Here is an 18,159-nt window from a genome sequence, read left to right as displayed (position 1 = left end):
CGTTCTATGCAAGACGACATGAGTACGATTCAGGACGTGGCCCGTCATGCGGCCGTTTCGGTCAGCACGGTTTCGAACGTGCTCAACGGACGCACCGACCAGATGAAGCCGGAGACGCTCGAACGCGTGAAGGCGGCGATGGACGCGCTGCAGTACCGGCCGAGCACGCTCGCGCGCCAGCTCAAGACGGGGCAGACGCCGCTCGTCGGGCTGCTGGTGCCGTCGATGGCGAACCCGATGTACGGCTACATCGCGCGCGAGATCGAGGCGTGCGCGCAGGAACGGTATGGCCATCGCGTGCTGATCGGCAACACCTACCGCGATGCGCGCAAGGAGGCGTCGTTCTTCGACGATCTGTACGCGCACGGCGTGCGGCGCGTGATCGTGATCTCGTCGCTCGCCGACGAAAGCCACCTCGAGCGCGCGGCCGAACGCGGGATGACGGTCGTCAGCTACGACCGGCGCGCGACACCCGGCGAGCAATCGAAGGTCGATCACGTGACGGCCGACAACGAGGCGGCCGCGCGGCTCGCGACACGCCGTCTCGTCGACGCCGGCCATACACGGCTCGCGTTCGCGACGGTGGCCGGCATCACGGTGAGCCGCAGCGACAAGATCCGCGGCTTTCTCGCCGTGGCAAGCGAGGCGGGCGGCGGCGCCCAGGCGCGCGTGCTCGACGGCGGTCCCGCGAACGAATACGGCGACTCGGTGATCGTCGACGTCGGGCGTGCGCTCGGCGTCGAGCTCGCGGTCGATCCCGCGCGGCCGACCGGCATCGTCGCGGTCAACGACCTGTTCGCGCTCGGCCTGATGGCCGGGCTGCGCGACGGCGGCTTGCGGGTGCCGGACGATGTCTCCGTCATCGGGATGGACGGTCATTTCCTGTCGGCGATCTCGTGGCCGGCGCTGACCACGGTGCAACTGCCGGTCACCGAAATGGCCGGCGAGATGGTGCGGCGCGTGATGCGGCAGGAGGGCGACGCACCGTCCGCCGGGCCATGCGTGTTCGCGGACGTGACGCTCGTGGAGCGCGCCTCGGTCGCGCCGCCGCCGGCGCAGGCGGCCGGCACGAACGGAGGTCACGCATGACGCGCGTCTACGTCACGCATCCGAGCGGGATGATCGACCACTACTTCGGCGCCAGGGCGTTGCGCGCGCTGCGCGCGATCGCGGACGTCACCTGCAACCCGCACGATCGCGAACTCGACACGGACGAACTGATTGCCGCCGCGCAGGGATGCGACGCGATCATCGCGTACCGGCAGACCCCGGCGCCTCGCGCGCTGTTCGCGGGGCTGCCGGTACTTGCCGCGTTCCTGCGTTGCGCGGTCGACATCCGGACGGTCGACGTCGCCGCGGCGAGCGCGTGCGGCGTGCTGGTCACGCAGGCGAGCCCCGGCTTCGGGCCGGCCGTCGCCGAGTGGGTCGTCGGCGCGATGATCGACCTCGCGCGCGGGATCGGCGGCTACGCGGACGCGTACCATCGTGGCGCGCCGCCGGTGCCACGGATGGGGCGCGAACTGCGCGGCAGCACGCTCGGCCTGATCGGCTATGGGCAGATCGCGCGCCATCTCGCCCCCGTCGCGACGGCGCTCGGCATGCGCGTGCTCGTCAGCGATCCGTACGTGCGGGTCGACGCGCCGCCGCCCGAACAGGTCGACGCCGCCACGTTGCTGCGCGATTCGGATTACGTCGTCTGCCTTGCGCCGGCCACGCCGGCCACCGCGAACCTGATCGATGCGGCGACATTCGCGGCGATGAAGCCGGGCGCGTGCTTCATCAATGCGTCGCGCGGCGAACTCGTCGACGAGCAGGCGCTGGCCGACGCGCTCGCCAGCGGGCGGCTGGCCGGTTGCGCGCTGGACGTCGGCCGTGCTGCGGACCAGATGCCGACGCCCGCGCTCGCCGCGCATCCGCGCGTCATCGCGACCCCGCACATCGGCGGGCTGACGCTGCCGGCGATCGAGCATCAGGCGCTGGAGACAGTCGACCAGCTCGCCGCGCTGCTCGACGGGCGCGTGCCGACCGGCGCGGTCAACGCCGCGCAGGCGAGGCGGCTCGCGCGCTGGCGCGCGTCGCACGCATCCGTCGCGCCGGGCGGGCGATGATCCGCGACGGCGTGGGCGGCACGCGGTTCCCGGACGCGTGCGATTGCCATATCCATATCTACGACGATGCGTACCCGCTCGCGCCGACGGCGACGTTTCGGCCGCCCCATGCGCCGGCGGACGCGTATCGGCGCGTGCAGCGCGCGCTCGGCCTCACGCGCGTGGTGATCGTGCAGCCGACCGGCTATGGCGCCGACAACCGCTGCACGCTCGCTGCACTGGCCGCGTTCGGCCCGCAGGCGCGCGGCGTCGCGACGTTGCCGGTCGACGTGCCGGATGCGGAGCTGGAGCGCCTGCATGCCGCCGGCATGCGCGGCGTGCGCTTCATGATGCTGGCGGGCGGCACCGCGCAATGGAGCGATCTGGAGCGGATGGCCGCGCGGATCGCGCCGCTCGGCTGGCATATCGACCTGCAGTTCGACGGTCGCACGCTGGCCGATCTCGAGCCGACGCTGGCGCGGCTGCCGGCGCGCGTGGTGATCGATCACACGGGCAAATTCCTGACGCCCGTCGCCCCGGATGCACCGTCGTTTGTCGCACTGCGACGCCTGCTCGATCGCGGCCACGCATGGGTGAAGTTGTCCGCGCCGTACGAGACGTCGCAATCCGGCGCACCGGGCTACGACGACGTCGCGCGCCTCGCCGCCGTGCTCGCGCGCGGCCATTCGACACGCTGCGTGTGGGGCAGCAACTGGCCGCATCCGAACGCGTCGCCGCTGCCGGACGATGCACGCCTGCTCGGCTGGCTGCACGATTGCGCGGCGGACGACGCGATTGCCCGCGCGATTCTGGTCGACAACGCGGCTGCGCTCTATGGATTCGAGACGGACACGCAGCGCGAAACCGTCGCGTGACGCGCTGCCGCCCCCGTTGGGTCACGGCGGCGTGAAGCGAAGGACAGGGAAGGGACTTGAAGAAGTGCAAGCGGCCCGCCGGAGCGAATCCGCCGGGCCGCTTGCATTGGAGCGTCAGTGGGTGATCGACAGGAACAGGTACGCGGCGAACAGCGCGACGTGCACGACGCCGTGCAGCACCGTCGTGCGCCCCTGGCTCAGCGTGAGCGTACTGACCAGCAGCGTGAGCGCGAGCAGGACCGTTTCCATCGCGCCGATCCCGAGCGTGAGCGGCTGGCCGACCCAGATGAACACGGCCGCGACGGTCGGGATCGTGAGCCCGATGCTCGCGAGCGCCGAACCGAGCGCGAGGTTCATGCTGGTCTGCAGGCGGTTCGCCCGTGCGGCGGTGACGGCCGCGAGCCCTTCCGGCAGCAGCACGAGCGCGGCGATCACGATACCGACCGCGGCTTCGGGCGCGCCGAGCTTCAGCACCGCATGCTCGACGGCCGGCGACAGCAGCTTCGCGAGCAGCACGACCGCGACGAGGCTCGCGAACAGCAGCACCATGCTGGTGATCGCGGTGCGGTTGCTCGGCGCCGCCGCGTGCACCGCTTCGTCCGCGGTGTCGTGCGCGGCGAGGAAGTAGTCGCGGTGGCGCACGGTCTGCACGAACACGAACGCGCCGTACAGCACGAGCGACGCGACGCCGGCGAACGCGAGCTGCGATTTCGAGAAGAACGGGCCCGGGGCGGCGCTCAGGTAGTTCGGCATCACGAGCGACAGCACCGACAGCGACGCGAGCACCGCGAGCGCCTTGCTCGCGCCGCGCCCCTGGAAGTCCTGTTCGCCGTGCTTCCATGCGCCGACCAGCAGGCAGATGCCGACGATGCCGTTACAGATGATCATCACGGCGGCGAACACGGTGTCGCGGGCGAGGCCCGATTTCTCCGGGCCCGCGCCGAGCATCACCGACACGATCAGCGCGACCTCGATGACGGTCACGGCGACCGCGAGCACGAGCGTGCCGAACGGTTCGCCGACGCGGTGCGCGACGACTTCCGCGTGGTGGACGGCGGCGAACACGGCGCCGGCGAGCGCGGCGGCGAACACCGCGATGACGAGGCCTTCGGCCGGCACCGCGCGCGACAGCGCGAGTACCAGCCAGGCGGCAAGCGGGGCCCAGAGGGTCCAGCGCGGGAGCTGGTTGGACGACAGCGGCATGGAGGGTTTCCTTATGCGAGTGGCGGCGCGCGACGCGCCGTCACGGGTTGACGAAGCCCGGCCGTACTATCCGCCGAACGAGGACGATGAAACCGAAAAGGTGGCGGCGCGCAACGGCGCTGCCCTGGGTTCGCTGCCGTGAGGCGGCGAGGGGCGCGGGCGGGCCGAGGCCCGTCGCGGGATGAAACGGTTCGATGCGGTTGCCCGCGGATGGCGAGACGAGCGCACGTGACGACGCGTGGCCGGCGGCTCGATCCGACCCCGACAGGGCGGGCGACGATGGACGGCGGTGACGGCGCGACACGCTTTCCCCCTGAAATCCGGCAATTTGTCGAATTTTATCAGGCGTTCGGGGGTCACTATCTCATATTCGAACGCTTACGTTGACCTTTCGGTTGATAAAAAGTTGCCCGACGTTTCGATTTTTTTTTCGTTGCAGTTTCCGTAACGATGTCTTGCACGACAAATTCGGGCTCGCCCTGACATAAATATACCGACCGGTCGGTTTATAATCGCTCGCACTTCCACTTCATGACGGATCGCAAGCGATGGCTGTTTCCTCTGCACATTCGGTGAACTCGGGCGCACTCGCGCCGTCGGCCGTCGTCGGCGTGATCGGCGCCGGCGCGATGGGCGCGGGCATTGCGCAGGTCGCGGCGGCGGCCGGCCATGCGGTGCTGCTCTACGACCTGAACGAAGCGGCCTGCGACAAGGCGCTGGCCGGCATCCGTGCCCAGTTCGCCCGGCTGGCCGAGAAGGGCCGGCTCGAACCGGCGCAGGCCGACGCGGCCGGCAACCGGGTCCGCGCGGTGCGCGCGCTGGCCGATTTCGCGGGGGCGGCGCTGATCGTCGAGGCGGCGGCGGAACGGCTCGACGTGAAGCGCGAGATTTTCGCGACGCTCGAACGTCATGTCGACGACGCGTGCGTGCTCGCGACCAACACGTCGTCGATCTCGATCACGTCGATCGCGGCCGGGCTGCGCGTGCCGCAGCGCGTCGCCGGCCTGCATTTCTTCAATCCCGCGCCGCTGATGGCGCTCGTCGAGGTGGTCAGCGGGCTCGCGACCGCGCCCGAGGTTGCGCAGATGCTGTATGCGACCGCCGCTGCGTGGGCCAAGCAACCGGTGATGGCGAAATCGACGCCGGGCTTCATCGTGAACCGCGTCGCACGGCCGTATTACGCGGAGGCGTTGCGCGTGCTGAACGAGCAGGGCGGCGCACCGGCGTCGATCGATGCGGTGATGCGCGAAGCCGGCGGGTTCCGGATGGGGCCGTTCGAGTTGATGGACCTGATCGGCCACGACGTGAACTTCGCGGTGACCGAGTCGGTGTTCCGCGCGTACTTCAACGATCCGCGCTACACGCCGTCGCTGATCCAGCAGGAACTCGTCAACGCGGGCTTCCTCGGACGCAAGTCCGGACGCGGCTTCTATTCGTATGCGGACGGCGCGACGCCGCCTGCCCCCGATCTCGAACCGCCGCGCGCCGCGCCGGCGGACGTCGTGCTGTTTGCGCAGGAGGGCCCGGCCGCCGCGCTGCATGCGCGCTTCGTCGACCGTATCGCAGGCGCCCGTCAGGCCGGTGCGCAGCCGGACGATCTGCTGGCCACGGCCGGCCGCGCGTCGATCGCGCTGACCGATGGCCGGACGGCCACCGCGCGCGCCGCACAAACGGGCGTGGCGGATCTCGTGCTCGTCGATCTCGCGCGCGATTACGCGCAGGCGGGGCTCGTCGCGCTGACCCGCGCGCTCCAGTGCGGCGACGCGGCCTATGCGGATGCGGTCGGCTTGTTCCAGCAGGCGGGCTTTCGTGTCGTCGGCGTCGCGGACGTGCCGGGGATGGTCGCGATGCGCACCGTCGCGATGCTCGCGAACGAAGCGGCCGACACGGTGAACCAGGGCGTGTGCTCGCCGGCCGATCTCGATCTCGCGATGGAGAAGGGCGTGAACTATCCGTGCGGCCCGCTCGCGTGGGCCGACGCGATCGGCCTCGGCCGCGTGCACCGCGTGCTGTCGAACCTCGCGGCGAGCTACGGCGAGGACCGCTATCGCGTGTCGCCGCGCCTCGCCGCGCTGCATGCGGCCGGCCGCACGTTCCGGTCGTAGCCGCCCGCCCCGGTTACTTCGAACACGATAACGACATCACGCCATTGGAGGAGCACCCCGATGACTCACCCGACGCATCCCGCCGCCGCCCTCGAGCCGATCGAGACCGCCAGCCGCGACGAACTGCAGGCGCTGCAGCTCGAACGCCTCAAGTGGTCGCTGCGCCACGCGTACGACAACGTCCCGCACTATCGCCGCACGTTCGACGCGGCCGGCGTGCATCCGGACGACCTGAAATCGCTCGCCGATCTCGCGAAATTCCCGTTCTCGACCAAGAACGACCTGCGCGACAACTATCCGTTCGGCCTCTTCGCGGTGCCGCGCGAGCAGGTCGTGCGCGTGCACGCATCGAGCGGCACGACCGGCAAGCCGACCGTGGTCGGCTACACCGCGCGCGACATCGACACGTGGGCGAACGTGACCGCGCGCTCGATCCGCGCGGCCGGCGGCCGCCCGGGCGATACGCTGCACAACGCGTTCGGCTACGGCCTGTTCACCGGCGGCCTCGGGATTCACTACGGCGCGGAGCGGCTCGGCTGCATGGTCGTGCCGATGTCCGGCGGGCAGACCGAGAAGCAGGTGCAACTGATTCGCGACTTCGAGCCGAAGATCATCCTCGTCACGCCGTCGTACATGCTGAACCTGATCGACGAGATGGTGCGGCAGGGGATGGACCCGGCCGAATCGTCGCTGAAGATCGGCATCTTCGGCGCCGAGCCGTGGACGCAGGCGCTGCGCAATGAAGTGGAGACGCGCGTGGGCATCGACGCGCTCGACATCTACGGGCTGTCGGAAGTGATGGGCCCGGGCGTCGCGTGCGAATGCGTCGAGACGAAGGACGGCCCGGTGATCTGGGAAGACCATTTCTACCCGGAGATCATCGATCCCGTCACCGGCGAGGTGCTGCCCGACGGCAGCCAGGGCGAGCTCGTGTTCACGTCGCTGACGAAGGAGGCGATGCCGGTGATCCGCTACCGCACGCGCGACCTCACCGCGCTGCTGCCGCCGACCGCGCGCGCGATGCGCCGGCTCGCGAAGATCACGGGCCGCTCCGACGACATGCTGATCGTGCGCGGCGTGAACGTGTTTCCGAGCCAGATCGAGGAGATCGTCGTCGCGCTGCCGCTGTTGTCGGGCCAGTTCCAGATCACGCTGTCGCGCGACGGTCACATGGACCGGCTCGACCTCGCGGTCGAGTTGCGCTCCGAGGCGGCGGCGTCCGTCACCGACGGCGAGCGCGCGGCGCTCGCGCGCGAGTTGCAGCACCGGATCAAGACGATGGTCGGCGTGTCGTCCGGCGTGACGGTGCTGGCAGCCGGCGGCATTCCGGCGACCGCGACCGGCAAGGCGCGCCGCGTGATCGATCGCCGTCAGGCCGCCTGATGTCGAGGTGTGCCGTTCTACCCGAGGAAACCTGTTCGATGGATGAATTGAAGACCCTGGCCGTCACGGTCGATGCGCGCGGCATCGCGACCGTCGCGCTGCAGCGCGGCGACGTGCTGAACGCGTTCGACGAGACGATGATCGCGGAGCTGACCGACGCGTTCACGACGCTCGGCCGGCGCGACGACGTGCGTGCGATCGTGCTGCGTTCGGACGGTCGCGCATTTTGCGCGGGCGCCGACCTGCAGTGGATGCAGCGTGCGAGCGCGAACGACGCGGCCGCGAACCTGCGCGACGCCGAGCGGTTCGCCGCGATGATGCGCGCGATCCGGCAGTGCCCGAAACCGACGGTCGCGCGCGTGCAGGGCCACGCGTTCGGCGGTGGGGTCGGGTTGTGCGCGGCCTGCGACATCGTGATAGCCAGCGATCACGCGCGCTTTTCGGTCAGCGAGGCGCGTTTCGGGATCCTGCCGGCCGTGATCGGCCCGTATCTGGTCGAGGCGGTCGGCCAGCGCCAGGCGCGCCGGCTCGCGCTGACCGCGACGCAGCTCGCGGCCGCCGAAGCCGTCGCGATCGGGCTGATCCACCAGGCCGTGCCGCTCGATGCGCTCGACGACACGCTCGAACGGACGCTCGCGGAACTGGGCCGCAACGGCCCGCACGCGCTGATGGAGATCAAGCGCTTTTTCGATGCGATCGGCGAATACCCGCCGTCGGACGAACGCGCGGCGTTCACCGCGCAGACGATCTCGCGGGTGCGGGCGACGCCGGAAGCGAAGGAAGGCTTCGCGGCCTTCTTCGCGAAGCGGCCGCCGGCGTGGGAGGCGGGCGCCGAATAAGGCTGCACGACGAAACTCGACCGCGACCGTCGGCGCAACCGGGCCGGCCGTATTTTGCGTCTCGGGCGCGAGCGCTTGCACTACAATGCGTGACCCCCGGCGCGCTGCCGGCCCAGCCCCGACCGATGCTTCGCACGATGATCGTCAACCGCCTTGTCTCCGAGATCCTGTTCGGTTTTACCGGCCTGATCGGCATCATCAATCCGATCGGCATCGCGTTCCTGTTTCTCGAACGGACCGAGGCGCTCACCGCGTACGAACGGGATCTGCTCGCGAGGAAGGTCGCGTTCAACGCGTTCGTGGTCCTGATGGTCGCGTTCTTCGCCGGCACGCCGGTGCTGCATTTCTTCGGGATCTCGATGGAAGCGCTGCGGATCGGCGGCGGCTTCGCGGTCGCGGTGGCCGGCTGGCAGATGCTGAACGAGCCCGACGGGCCGGGCGGCGGCGACACGCCGGTCAAGCCGATCGACGCGAACGCGATCATGACGCGCGCGTTCTTCCCGTTGACGGTGCCGCTGACGGTCGGTCCCGGCTCGATCGCGACCGCGATCGCGCTGAACGCGAACCGCACGCACAAGCTGTCGGAATTCATGCTGTCGAGCATCGTGTCGATCGCGGTGTCCGTGCTCGTCGCGCTCGTGATCTGGCAGGTCTACAGCCGCTCCGCGCTGCTCGCGCGCTATCTCGGCAGCGAAGGGACCAAGGTCGCGAAGCGCGTGTCGGCGTTCCTGCTGCTGTGCATCGGCGTGCAGATCATGCTGACCGGCTTCTCCGCGTTCCTGCAGCCGATCGCCGACCAGGTCAGGTAACCGGGCCGCCCGGTCCGGCCGTCAAGGTTCGACCTTTCACGCAGCCTGCACGCGACGCGCGGTCATACGCGTTCGCCGCATGCGGGATACCATGCGACGTCTGGCGGATGCGCGGCGCGCATCCGGCCGCAACCCCAACTTGAGTGGCGAGGCGTGCAATGGAATACGTGAAATTCGGGTCGACCGGGCTGGACGTGTCGAAGCTGGTGCTGGGCTGCATGACGTTCGGCGAGCCGTTGCGCGGCACGCACCCGTGGACGCTGCCGGAAGCGGAAAGCCGGCCGATCATCCAGCGGGCGATCGAGGCCGGCATCAACTTCTTCGACACCGCGAACATGTATTCGGACGGCACGTCGGAGGAGATCGTCGGCCGCGCGCTGCGCGATTTCGCGAAGCGCGACGACGTCGTGATCGCGACCAAGGTGTTCTACCGGATGCGGCCGGGGCCGAACGGCGCCGGGCTGTCGCGCAAGGCGATCATGACCGACATCGACCAGAGCCTGAAGCGGCTCGGCACCGACTACGTCGATCTCTACCAGATTCACCGATGGGACTACGGCACGCCGATCGAGGAGACGCTCGAGGCGTTGCACGACGTCGTGAAGGCCGGCAAGGCGCGCTATATCGGCGCCTCGTCGATGTTCGCATGGCAGTTCGCGAAGGCGCTGCACACGTCGAAGCAGCACGGCTGGACCCGCTTCGTCAGCATGCAGAATCACCTGAACCTGCTGTATCGCGAGGAAGAGCGCGAAATGCTGCCGCTGTGCGAGGACGAAGGCATCGCGGTGATTCCGTGGAGCCCGCTCGCGCGCGGGCGCCTGACGCGCAACTGGGACGAATCGTCGGAACGGCAGCAGAAGGACGAGGTCGGCCAGCAGCTGTACAACGCGACGATCGATGCCGACAAGGCGGTCGTCGAGGCCGTCGCGGCGATCGCCGCCGCGCGCAACGTGCCGCGGGCGCAGGTCGCGCTGGCGTGGGTCGCGCAAAAGCGCGGCGTGACCGCGCCGATCGTCGGCATTTCGAAGCCGCAGCAGCTGGACGATGCGCTCGTGGCGCTCGCGCTGAAGCTGACCGACGACGAAATCGCGACGCTCGAACGCCCGTACGTGCCGCACGCGGTGGCCGGGTTCAACTGAGCGGCAACGCGGGCGGCGCCGCGCACCGCGTTCAGCGCGCGGCGGCGAGCATCGGGTAGGTGAACAGGCCGAAGTGGACGACGTTCAGCCCCGCATGCGCGAGCGCGGCGGCGAGCAGGCCGCCGCGCCGCCACGCGAGCCCGTAGCCGACGCCGGCCACCGTGCCGAGCGCGATCCATTGCCAGCCGCCCGCGGCGTGCGCGGCGCCGAACAGCACCGCGCCGGCCGCGAGCGCGACCCACGGGCCCCAGGAATAAGCGCGCAACACGCGGGTCAGCCCGCCTTGGACGTAGCCTCGGAACAGCGCTTCCTCGGCGAGCGTCACCAGCAGCAGGTTGTTCGCGAGCCACAGCCAGCCGGACGGCGGCCATTTGGGGGCCCAGCCGACCATCCCGAACGCGAGCGCGCCGGCCAGGCACGCGGCGGCCGTTGCGGCGGCCGCCACCGCGCCGGTGCGCAGCGCGCGCGACAGCGCGACGTCGGGCGCGACCCACGGCAGCGCCCACAACAGCCACAGGCCGACGAGCGGCTTGTCGAAATTCAGGTACATCGTGAACGGCACGGCATCCGGCGTGAAGCGGGTCGGCGCGATCACGCGCGGATTGTGGAAGCCGGGAATCAGGTGCAGGCTCAGCGCGATCGCGAGCGCGGCGAAGACGAGATGCGCGGCGACGCGCACCGCGAGCGGCCGCGCGGGCAGCACGCCCCAGCCGGCCGCGATCAGCAGCGCGAATGGCGCCAGCGTGATCGGCGCGAGCTGGCCGAATGCCAGCGCGCCCGCGTAGCCGAGCGTGGCGACGCCGATGCTCAGGCCGTGCAGTGGGCGATGCCACGCGAATGCGGCGGCCGCGAACAGGGCGAGCCAGATCGTGGCACACGGAAGGAGCGAAAGGGACATGACGGAAAACGGATGGGCGGACGAGACGCCGCGCATCATACAGCAGGTGCCGTGACACGCTGCCGGGCGGCCGGCGCGCCGCGTGTCAGCGGCCGGCGGTTTCGGTGACGCCGCCGCGGCCCGGGATGTCGACGCTGTTGCGCACGCGCATCCGCCGCCGGTACCAGAACGTCCACAGCAGCAGGCAGGCAAACACCGTGTAGCCCATGACCGGCGACACGACCAGCACGCGTTCGACCGGCCAGCTGACGACCATCCACCAGCGCAGCAGCATCTCGACCGTCATGATGGCGCCCCACACGAACGTCATCAGCCGCAGCATCTGGCGCAGGCCCGGCTGCGCGTCCCAGACGGCTTCGAAGTGCGCGGCGCCGCCATCCATCTCGCGGGCCACGGTCGCGCGGGCCAGATAGTAGATCAGCGGGCGTTCGCGGAACAACGACAGCAGGAACACGATGCCGATCGTGCCCGACCCGATCGATTCGCGCATCAGCAGCGTGCGCGGACTGCCGCCGAACGCCATCCCGACGATCGACAGCGTGATGCCGAGCAGCACGATGGCCGCCACCGCGTCGACGCGGCGCGAGCGGATGAATTCGACGATCGACCAGATGATCGGCGGAACCGCCGACGCGTACAGCGCGCCCGTTTCGCCGAAATACGGATGCGCGACCCGATAGGCCACCCAGGGCAGCACGAGGTTGACGAAGAGTTCGAGAATCAGTCCGGTTCGCGGTTTCACGGTGCGCGCTTCCACGCAGGCGGGGCGGACGCGAGGAAGGCGGGTTGCCCCCCGGTTGCCCCGAAAAGGGTTCGGTTCAGTATATCGAAGAATCGCGCGGGGTTGCGACGTCATGGGTTCGCCGCCGCCGGCAGCGCGATCGTGATCGTGGTGCCCTGCAGCACGGCGCTCTGCACGTGAATGTCGCCCGCGTGCCGTTCGACGACGGCCTTGACGAACGCCATTCCGAGCCCCACGCCGCCCGTGTCCGGTTGCCCGGCCGTGCGAAAGCGCCGGTAGCGTTCGAACAGCCGCGTCTGGTCCGTATGGCTGATCCCGCAGCCGCGGTCCCGGATCGTGCAGTGCACGGCCCGGCCGTCGGCGCCCGGTTCCACCCGGCATTCGATGCTCGTCAGCGACGGGCTGTACTTGATTGCGTTATCCAGCAGGTTGATCAGCGCGCGCGACAGCAACGCAGGGTCGCCGTGCACGATCGTGTCGTCGCGGCGCGGCACGTCGTCGATCGAGATGCGTTTGCGATGCGCGAGCGGCCATACGGCGTCGCGCGCCTCGTTCATCAGGTCGGCGAGGTTGACCGGCACGCGCTCGTATTCGCTGGCTTCCGCGCGCGACAACTGCGCGAAACCGTCGGCCATCGCCAGCGTATGGCGGGCGAGCCTGCCGATTCTCTCGAATTGCCGCTTTGTCGGTGCGTCGTTCGCGCGGTGTTCCTGCGCGTCGATCAGGATGATCAGCGACGTCAGCGGCGCGCGCATGTCGTGCGAGAACAGCGTCAGCATGTCGTTGCGCTGGCGTTCGAGCATGTCGCGGCGCACATGCGCATGGCGCAAGGTCTCCAGTGCCCGGTCGATGCGGGCGAGCTCGGGCCCGACGCCGCTCGGCATCGCGACGGGCGTCGTATCGCCGTCGCTGAGTGCGACGATCCGGCGGCCGAGCGCATCGAGCGGCGTCGACAGCAGCCGCTGCGTGCCGCGCGCGAGCGACAGCAGGATCGCGACGCTGAGCGCGGTCGCGCATGCCGATACCGCCACCTTGATCCGCGCGGTGTTCCGGTCCGAGACGGCGCGGCGCCGCGCCGCGTCGATCACGCGGTCGCGCAGCCGCTCGCACGGCCCGAAATACGGGACGATCGTTCGCGAAAAATCGCCGGCGCTCATCGCGTAGGCGCCTGTCCGGCCGTTCGCGACGATCGCGTCGACGAGCGGCAGCAGATGACGGTCGAACGCCGCGTTGAGCTGCGCGTACTCGCGGGCCACGTCCGCATCGTCGAGCCGCGCGCCGAGCGCGCCGTCGATCAGTGCGCGCAATTGTTCGATGCGTCCGCGCATCAGCATGATCTCCGCGAACTGCGTGCGATCGAGCGCCTGCCGCGCGAACATCGGCGCGACGAGCAGCGAGCCCGTGCGTCCCGCGTATTCCCGCAGGTCGCTCAGCAGCCGCGCGAGCAGGATCGCGCCCGACGTGCGCGGGTCGCGCATGGCCGTGTCGGTCATCGCGCCGTCGATCAGCAGCGACACCGTGTCGACGACCCGGAACAGGCGCGCCTGCGCATGCTGGATGTCGCGCACCGTGCGGGACGCGAGCGGCCGCGCGTCGAGTGCGTCGACTTCCGCGCGCGCATCGGCGAGCGTGATCCGGATCGCATCGACCGCGTGCAGCAGGTTGCCGCGCTCGCGGTCGTCGAGCGCCGCCGCGTGCCCGATGCCGGCCCGAAAATGCGCGAGCGCGCGGTCGGAACGCTCGCGCGCGGCGCGCAGGTTGCGCCGCTCCGTCCCAGCGTCGGGCTGCGCGCGCACGAGCAGGTCGTTCGTCGGGCCGCGTTCGGCCGAGATCATGTTGGCGGCGATCATCGCGCCGTGGACGAATTCGAAGCTTTGCAGGTCGGCGTTTTCCTGCCGGTATTGGCGGACACTGCCCGCGATGATCGTGCCGCACAGCAAGGCCAGCAGCGTGGTGACGAGCGCGAAGCCGAGATGGGTTTTCTGCTGGATCGTCAGCGAGCGAACGTCGTTTGCGCGTTCCCGATTGAACGAGAGATTCATGGCACACCGTGTTTTGCGAACTATCCCTGGGAGGCCCGTATTCTCGGCCTGTCGGCGCCGTGGCGCCGTGAGGTTCGACAGGTGTTCCGTCGTGACGGGGCGGCAACGATCGCGCCCGGGAAGCCGGATCGCACGCGGCACCGGATCGCGTTGCGCCACCATCCTGTCGACGCCGGACGCATCGTGCTTGATGCGGAGAAACCCTGATCGCGCACCGGTGCGGATCGCGCGTTGCGGTGAATGTTAGGGATTGCGAATGTTTGGGCGCGCCGCTTCCGGAGGGAGCGCGACATGGCGGCTGCCTTGGACGGTGACGACAGAGCGAAGGGATGCGCACGCAGGCGCGCCGCCCGCGCACCGGGGCGACGCTCGAGGGGGGGCCGCTATACGCCTGTACGGCGGCCGGCGCGGCGCGGCGGGAATCGATGCCGCGGCCGCGCGTGTGCACTCAGGAAACGGCCGGCTGGACGATGATCTTCACGTTGCGGTCCTTGTGGTTGACCAGCTCCTCGAAGCCGTGCGCGACGATGTCGCCGAGCGCGATGCGCCCGGTGATGAGCGGCTGCACGTCGATGCGGCCGTCCGCGATGAAGCGGATCACGTCCGCGAATTCGCCGTTGTACGCGAGCGAGCCGATCACTTCCTTCTCGGTCGACACGATGTCGAAGAAGTTGAACGGCGCCGGTTCCTCGAAGATGCCGACCATCACCGACTTGCCGGCCTTGCGGATCACGTCGATCGCGAGCTTCGCGGTGGCCGTGTGCCCGATGCACTCGAACGAGACATCCGCGCCGTAGCCGCCCGTCAGCGCCCGGACTTCCGCGATCGCGTCGGACGTCTTCGGATCGACGACCGCGCTCGCGCCGACCTCCAGCGCCTTCTGCTTGCGCGCGGCCGACATTTCCAGCGCGATCACGCGTCCGGCGCCCGCGGCCTTCGCGCACATGATCGTGCACAGGCCGATCGTGCCCGCGCCGACCACGACGACGGTCTGCCCGACGATGTTGCCGGCCTTCTTCACCGCATGCAGCCCGACCGCGAGCGGTTCGATCAGCGCGCCGGCCTCGGTCGGGAAATGGTCGGGCAGCTTGTACAGCAGTTCGGCCGGCACGTTCACGTATTCGGCGAACGCGCCGTTGTTCATCAGCCCCGTGAACGCGAGGTTCTCGCAGATGTTGTACAGCCCGTGCCGGCAATACCAGCAGGTGCCGCAATGCTGGCATGCGTCGGCCGTCACGCGGTCGCCGACCGCGAAGCCCGACACGCCCGCGCCGAGCTCGGCGATCTCGCCGCTGAACTCGTGGCCCAGGATGCACTGGCCTTTCAGGCCGGTCAGCGGATGCGGCGCGTCGACCGGGATGAACACCGGCCCGGCGACGTATTCGTGCAGGTCGGAGCCGCAGATGCCGCACCAGTGCACGCGAATCGTGACCCAGCCTGCCGGCGGGCGTTCCGGAACGGGAACCTCTTCGACGCGGATGTCGTGGCGGCCGTGCCAGACGGCGGCCTTCATGCTGGGGGGAGTGATCGGTGCCGGTGTACTCACGTTGCTGTCTCCGTCAGGTTGTCGTCGGGCGTGCGGCGATGTTGCCGGCGCACCCGTCGCGCGATTGCGCGTTCGACCGGTATGCAGGAACGGGGCCAGCGTGAAGCGGGGCGATGCGTGGCGGCCGGAAAATGTGCGTCGGGTGCGCTGCACCATGTCGCTGTCCGCCGAACGGCAACGATTTGGAAGAAACGGAGCGTCGAATTTGCTGCGATAGCGCCACAGCGAAGCGCGTGAGACGCCGGGACGTTCGTCTCAGCGCAATGAGACGAATCGCGAGACGAACGGCGACGGGCGGCGCCGTTCGATCCGCGTTCAGGCGACGACTTCGTCCACGGCGACCGCGGCGAGCGGCGTGAATCCGGCGGCGCGGTACAGCGGCTGGCCGACCTCGGTCGATATGAGCCACACGCGGCGCGCACCCCGGTGCCGTGCGTGCGCGACGATCGCGGCGAGCAGTTGCGTCGCCAGGCCGCGGCGGCGGTATGCGTCCGCCGTCCCGACGCGGTCGACGACGATATCGCGCGGCGACGCGAAGCCGTAGCGCGCGGTGGCCGCGATCTGTCCGTCGAGCCGGTGCGCGAACAGGAACGCGGCCGGATTCGGCTGGAACGGCGCGAAGGCGCCGCTGGCGTTGAACGCGTCGATCGCGCCAGGCGTGTCGCAGGCCAGCGAAAGCGCGAGCGCGTCGTCGCCGGACAGCCCGTCGATGTCGGCGGCCATGAAATGCTCGTCGGTCAGCCGGCGCGTCCGGCCGTGCAGCGCGGGCGGCAGCGGTGCCGCGCCGTAGCGCGTGATCCACGCGCCAACCGCAAACGGGCCGGCGCCGGACACGGGCGCGCCCTCGATCATGAAATGCTCGAAAGGCCGGCCCATCGCGCCGTCGAACTGCACGACATGGCCGTCCGGGCCGTCGTGCAGCGGCGCATCGCGCCGGCCGCGCGCGGCGCAGTACCCGGCGATGAAGGTGCGCACGGCCGCCTTGCGGCGGGGGAAATCCGTCCAGGCTTCGTCGAGCGGAAACAGCGTGGCCGGTGCAGGGGAGGCGGTCGACATAAGGAGGGGCGCGGCGTTGTCGGACGAAGCGGACAGCTTAGACCAGGATGCCGTCGCGTGTCGCGCCGGCCATTGTCACCATCGCCGAAACGGATCGTTGCGCGCGCTGCCCCTTTACTTGAAGTTAACTTCAATTTGTATCATGTGCGCCAGTCCGATTGCGGTCGCGTGAGACATCCCGTTGCACGCCGCCGCTTCAACGGAGGTGAAGATGACCGAATCGCCTGTCGCGGCCGATGCCGCCACGCTGCCGGCGCGCAGCTACCGGGCCGCCGTCGCGAACGTCGTGCTGGCGAGCATCGTGTCGGCGCTGCACGTCGGCAAGGCGACGATCGGCTTGCCGTCGCTCCAGCACGAGTTTGGCGGCTCGCTCGCGTCGCTGAGCGGGATCATGTCGGTGTTTCCGTTCGTCGGCGTGTTCGGCGGGATCGCCGCCGGCCTGCTGGTGCGGCGCTGGGGCGACCGGCGGCTGCTGGTGACGGGCCTCGTCATCCTCGGCCTGTCGAGCGTGGCCGGCGCCTGGGCCGGCAGCTTCGCGCTGTTGCTGGCCACGCGCTTCGCGGAAGGCCTCGGGTTCGTGATCGTGGTGGTCGCAGCGCCGGCCGTGCTGAACCGCGTGACGCCGCCCGAACGGCGCAATTTCGCGTTCGGCCTGTGGAGCACCTTCATGCCGGCCGGCATGGCGCTGTCGATGCTGGTCGGGCCGCTGCTCGGCGGCTGGCGCAACGGCTGGCTCGCGGCCGCGGCGCTGACGCTCGTCGCGGCGGCCGCGGTGCCGGTCACGACGTCGGCCGACGCGCCGTCGCGGCAGGCGACGACGCGCATCGGCTCCGCGCTGCGCGCCGTGCTCGCGTCGCGCTCGACTACGCTCCTCGCACTGGGCTTCGCGACCTACAACGTGCAGTTCTTCGCGGTGATGACGTTCCTGCCGGTGTTCCTGATGCAGCGCCTCGGCGTCGCGGTCGGCGCGGCGGGGCTGATCAGCGCGGCGATCGTCGCCGCGTGCGTGATCGGCAACCTGACGGCCGGCTGGCTGCTGTCGCGCGGGGCGCGACCGGGGATCGTGATGGCGGCGACGTCGGTCGCGATCGGCGCGGCGGGCGCGGGCCTCTTCGGCGCGGCGACACCCGCGCCGCTCGCGGTCGTGCTCGGGTTCGCGTTTTCGGCGATGGCCGGGATGCTGCCCGCGACCATTCTCGCGTGCGCGCCGGGCTCCGCCCCGTCGCAGTCGCTGGCGCCGCTCAGCATCGGCTGGGTCGTGCAGGGCAACTATCTCGGCCAGGTGATCGGGCCGCTGACGATCGGCGCGATCGTCGGTGCGTTTGGCTGGTCGGGCGGCATCGGGCTGATGCTCGCGGCCGCCGCCGTCGGCGCGGCGATCGGCCTGTCCCTGCTGCGCGAACCGATGGGCCGGCGCTGAACGCGCCGGCGTCGT

General features: G+C 70.0%; 16 protein-coding genes. 10 read left to right on the top strand and 6 right to left on the bottom strand.

The annotated features are described in order from the left end of the window. Nucleotides 1-6 precede the first annotated feature (6 nt). The 3 genes from KU887_RS20480 to KU887_RS20470 are packed head-to-tail and all read left to right on the top strand — an operon-like array spanning nucleotide 7 to nucleotide 2,962. The gene (locus KU887_RS20480; RefSeq protein ID WP_062885583.1) at nucleotides 7-1,089 is read left to right on the top strand and encodes a LacI family DNA-binding transcriptional regulator; all 1,083 of its coding nucleotides are present in this window, start codon (nucleotides 7-9) and stop codon (nucleotides 1,087-1,089) included. Then, a complete protein-coding gene (locus KU887_RS20475) occupies nucleotides 1,086-2,108 on the top strand; it encodes a hydroxyacid dehydrogenase (RefSeq protein ID WP_258257632.1) in 1,023 nt (340 codons plus the stop codon). Before KU887_RS20480 ends, KU887_RS20475 begins: the two co-directional genes overlap by 4 nt. Further along, the gene (locus tag KU887_RS20470; protein ID WP_060211180.1) at nucleotides 2,105-2,962 is read left to right on the top strand and encodes an amidohydrolase; all 858 of its coding nucleotides are present in this window, start codon (nucleotides 2,105-2,107) and stop codon (nucleotides 2,960-2,962) included. The genes KU887_RS20475 and KU887_RS20470 overlap by 4 nt, the downstream gene beginning before the upstream one ends. A gap of 114 nt (nucleotides 2,963-3,076) precedes the next feature. Here the strand turns inward: KU887_RS20470 and KU887_RS20465 are convergent, their stop codons facing one another. Next, on the bottom strand, nucleotides 3,077-4,165 hold the full coding sequence (locus KU887_RS20465; RefSeq protein ID WP_006483972.1) for a calcium:proton antiporter: 1,089 nt from the start codon (nucleotides 4,163-4,165) through the stop codon (nucleotides 3,077-3,079). On the opposite strand from KU887_RS20465, the gene KU887_RS20460 reads away from it, so the two are divergent. From KU887_RS20460 to KU887_RS20435, 6 genes are all read left to right on the top strand, one after another. After that, nucleotides 4,164-4,307: a hypothetical protein gene (locus KU887_RS20460; RefSeq protein ID WP_193372798.1), complete on the top strand. Its 144-nt coding sequence runs from the start codon at nucleotides 4,164-4,166 to the stop codon at nucleotides 4,305-4,307. The genes KU887_RS20465 and KU887_RS20460 overlap by 2 nt on opposite strands. Nucleotides 4,308-4,713: 406 nt before the next feature. After that, nucleotides 4,714-6,270, top strand: coding sequence for a 3-hydroxyacyl-CoA dehydrogenase (locus KU887_RS20455; RefSeq protein WP_060263387.1), 1,557 nt, complete (start codon nucleotides 4,714-4,716; stop codon nucleotides 6,268-6,270). Between the two features lie 60 nt (nucleotides 6,271-6,330). After that, entirely contained in the window at nucleotides 6,331-7,653 is a 1,323-nt protein-coding gene (gene paaK / locus KU887_RS20450) for a phenylacetate--CoA ligase PaaK (RefSeq protein WP_006483970.1), read from the top strand. Nucleotides 7,654-7,691: 38 nt separating this feature from the next. Further along, a complete protein-coding gene (locus KU887_RS20445; protein WP_060263386.1) occupies nucleotides 7,692-8,492 on the top strand; it encodes an enoyl-CoA hydratase-related protein in 801 nt (266 codons plus the stop codon). A 137-nt stretch (nucleotides 8,493-8,629) separates the two neighbouring features. Beyond that, nucleotides 8,630-9,301: a MarC family protein gene (locus tag KU887_RS20440; protein WP_006494701.1), complete on the top strand. Its 672-nt coding sequence runs from the start codon at nucleotides 8,630-8,632 to the stop codon at nucleotides 9,299-9,301. 158 nt (nucleotides 9,302-9,459) lie between these two features. Then, complete coding sequence (locus KU887_RS20435) at nucleotides 9,460-10,440, top strand: aldo/keto reductase (RefSeq protein WP_258257627.1); 981 nt, start codon at nucleotides 9,460-9,462, stop codon at nucleotides 10,438-10,440. A 31-nt stretch (nucleotides 10,441-10,471) separates the two neighbouring features. Here KU887_RS20435 and KU887_RS20430 read toward each other — a convergent pair whose 3' ends face one another. The 5 genes from KU887_RS20430 to KU887_RS20410 form a co-directional block, all read right to left on the bottom strand. Continuing rightward, complete coding sequence (locus KU887_RS20430) at nucleotides 10,472-11,338, bottom strand: CPBP family intramembrane glutamic endopeptidase (protein ID WP_060263412.1); 867 nt, start codon at nucleotides 11,336-11,338, stop codon at nucleotides 10,472-10,474. Between the two features lie 85 nt (nucleotides 11,339-11,423). Beyond that, nucleotides 11,424-12,080, bottom strand: a complete 657-nt coding sequence (locus KU887_RS20425; protein WP_006488931.1) for a VC0807 family protein — start codon at nucleotides 12,078-12,080, stop codon at nucleotides 11,424-11,426. Between the two features lie 110 nt (nucleotides 12,081-12,190). Beyond that, nucleotides 12,191-14,284, bottom strand: coding sequence for a HAMP domain-containing histidine kinase (locus KU887_RS20420; protein ID WP_258257625.1), 2,094 nt, complete (start codon nucleotides 14,282-14,284; stop codon nucleotides 12,191-12,193). A 286-nt stretch (nucleotides 14,285-14,570) separates the two neighbouring features. Then, a complete protein-coding gene (locus tag KU887_RS20415) occupies nucleotides 14,571-15,635 on the bottom strand; it encodes a 2,3-butanediol dehydrogenase (RefSeq protein WP_034202246.1) in 1,065 nt (354 codons plus the stop codon). 348 nt (nucleotides 15,636-15,983) lie between these two features. Next, a complete protein-coding gene (locus KU887_RS20410) occupies nucleotides 15,984-16,724 on the bottom strand; it encodes a GNAT family N-acetyltransferase (RefSeq protein ID WP_034202247.1) in 741 nt (246 codons plus the stop codon). Between the two features lie 211 nt (nucleotides 16,725-16,935). Between KU887_RS20410 and KU887_RS20405 the strand changes: the two genes are divergently transcribed. Then, entirely contained in the window at nucleotides 16,936-18,144 is a 1,209-nt protein-coding gene (locus KU887_RS20405) for a CynX/NimT family MFS transporter (protein ID WP_258257622.1), read from the top strand. Nucleotides 18,145-18,159 lie beyond the last annotated feature (15 nt).

Source organism: Burkholderia sp. EMB26 (assembly GCF_024730645.1).
Classification (GTDB): domain Bacteria; phylum Pseudomonadota; class Gammaproteobacteria; order Burkholderiales; family Burkholderiaceae; genus Burkholderia; species Burkholderia cenocepacia.
Note: the sequence above shows the minus strand (reverse complement) of the source record. Positions and strands in the feature narration are given on the sequence as shown.

What these genes read in the sequence shown, in the direction of transcription:
- KU887_RS20445 (WP_060263386.1), top strand. Translation starts at nt 7,692, where the DNA reads ATGGATGAATTGAAGACCCTGGCCGTCACGGTCGATGCGCGCGGCATC.
- KU887_RS20455 (WP_060263387.1), top strand. Translation starts at nt 4,714, where the DNA reads ATGGCTGTTTCCTCTGCACATTCGGTGAACTCGGGCGCACTCGCGCCG.
- KU887_RS20470 (WP_060211180.1), top strand. Translation starts at nt 2,105, where the DNA reads ATGATCCGCGACGGCGTGGGCGGCACGCGGTTCCCGGACGCGTGCGAT.
- KU887_RS20460 (WP_193372798.1), top strand. Translation starts at nt 4,164, where the DNA reads ATGGAGGGTTTCCTTATGCGAGTGGCGGCGCGCGACGCGCCGTCACGG.
- paaK (WP_006483970.1), top strand. Translation starts at nt 6,331, where the DNA reads ATGACTCACCCGACGCATCCCGCCGCCGCCCTCGAGCCGATCGAGACC.
- KU887_RS20420 (WP_258257625.1), bottom strand. Translation starts at nt 14,284, where the DNA reads ATGGTGGCGCAACGCGATCCGGTGCCGCGTGCGATCCGGCTTCCCGGG.
- KU887_RS20475 (WP_258257632.1), top strand. Translation starts at nt 1,086, where the DNA reads ATGACGCGCGTCTACGTCACGCATCCGAGCGGGATGATCGACCACTAC.
- KU887_RS20405 (WP_258257622.1), top strand. Translation starts at nt 16,936, where the DNA reads ATGACCGAATCGCCTGTCGCGGCCGATGCCGCCACGCTGCCGGCGCGC.
- KU887_RS20465 (WP_006483972.1), bottom strand. Translation starts at nt 4,165, where the DNA reads ATGCCGCTGTCGTCCAACCAGCTCCCGCGCTGGACCCTCTGGGCCCCG.
- KU887_RS20430 (WP_060263412.1), bottom strand. Translation starts at nt 11,338, where the DNA reads ATGTCCCTTTCGCTCCTTCCGTGTGCCACGATCTGGCTCGCCCTGTTC.
- KU887_RS20440 (WP_006494701.1), top strand. Translation starts at nt 8,630, where the DNA reads ATGATCGTCAACCGCCTTGTCTCCGAGATCCTGTTCGGTTTTACCGGC.
- KU887_RS20410 (WP_034202247.1), bottom strand. Translation starts at nt 16,724, where the DNA reads ATGTCGACCGCCTCCCCTGCACCGGCCACGCTGTTTCCGCTCGACGAA.
- KU887_RS20480 (WP_062885583.1), top strand. Translation starts at nt 7, where the DNA reads ATGCAAGACGACATGAGTACGATTCAGGACGTGGCCCGTCATGCGGCC.
- KU887_RS20415 (WP_034202246.1), bottom strand. Translation starts at nt 15,635, where the DNA reads ATGAAGGCCGCCGTCTGGCACGGCCGCCACGACATCCGCGTCGAAGAG.
- KU887_RS20435 (WP_258257627.1), top strand. Translation starts at nt 9,460, where the DNA reads ATGGAATACGTGAAATTCGGGTCGACCGGGCTGGACGTGTCGAAGCTG.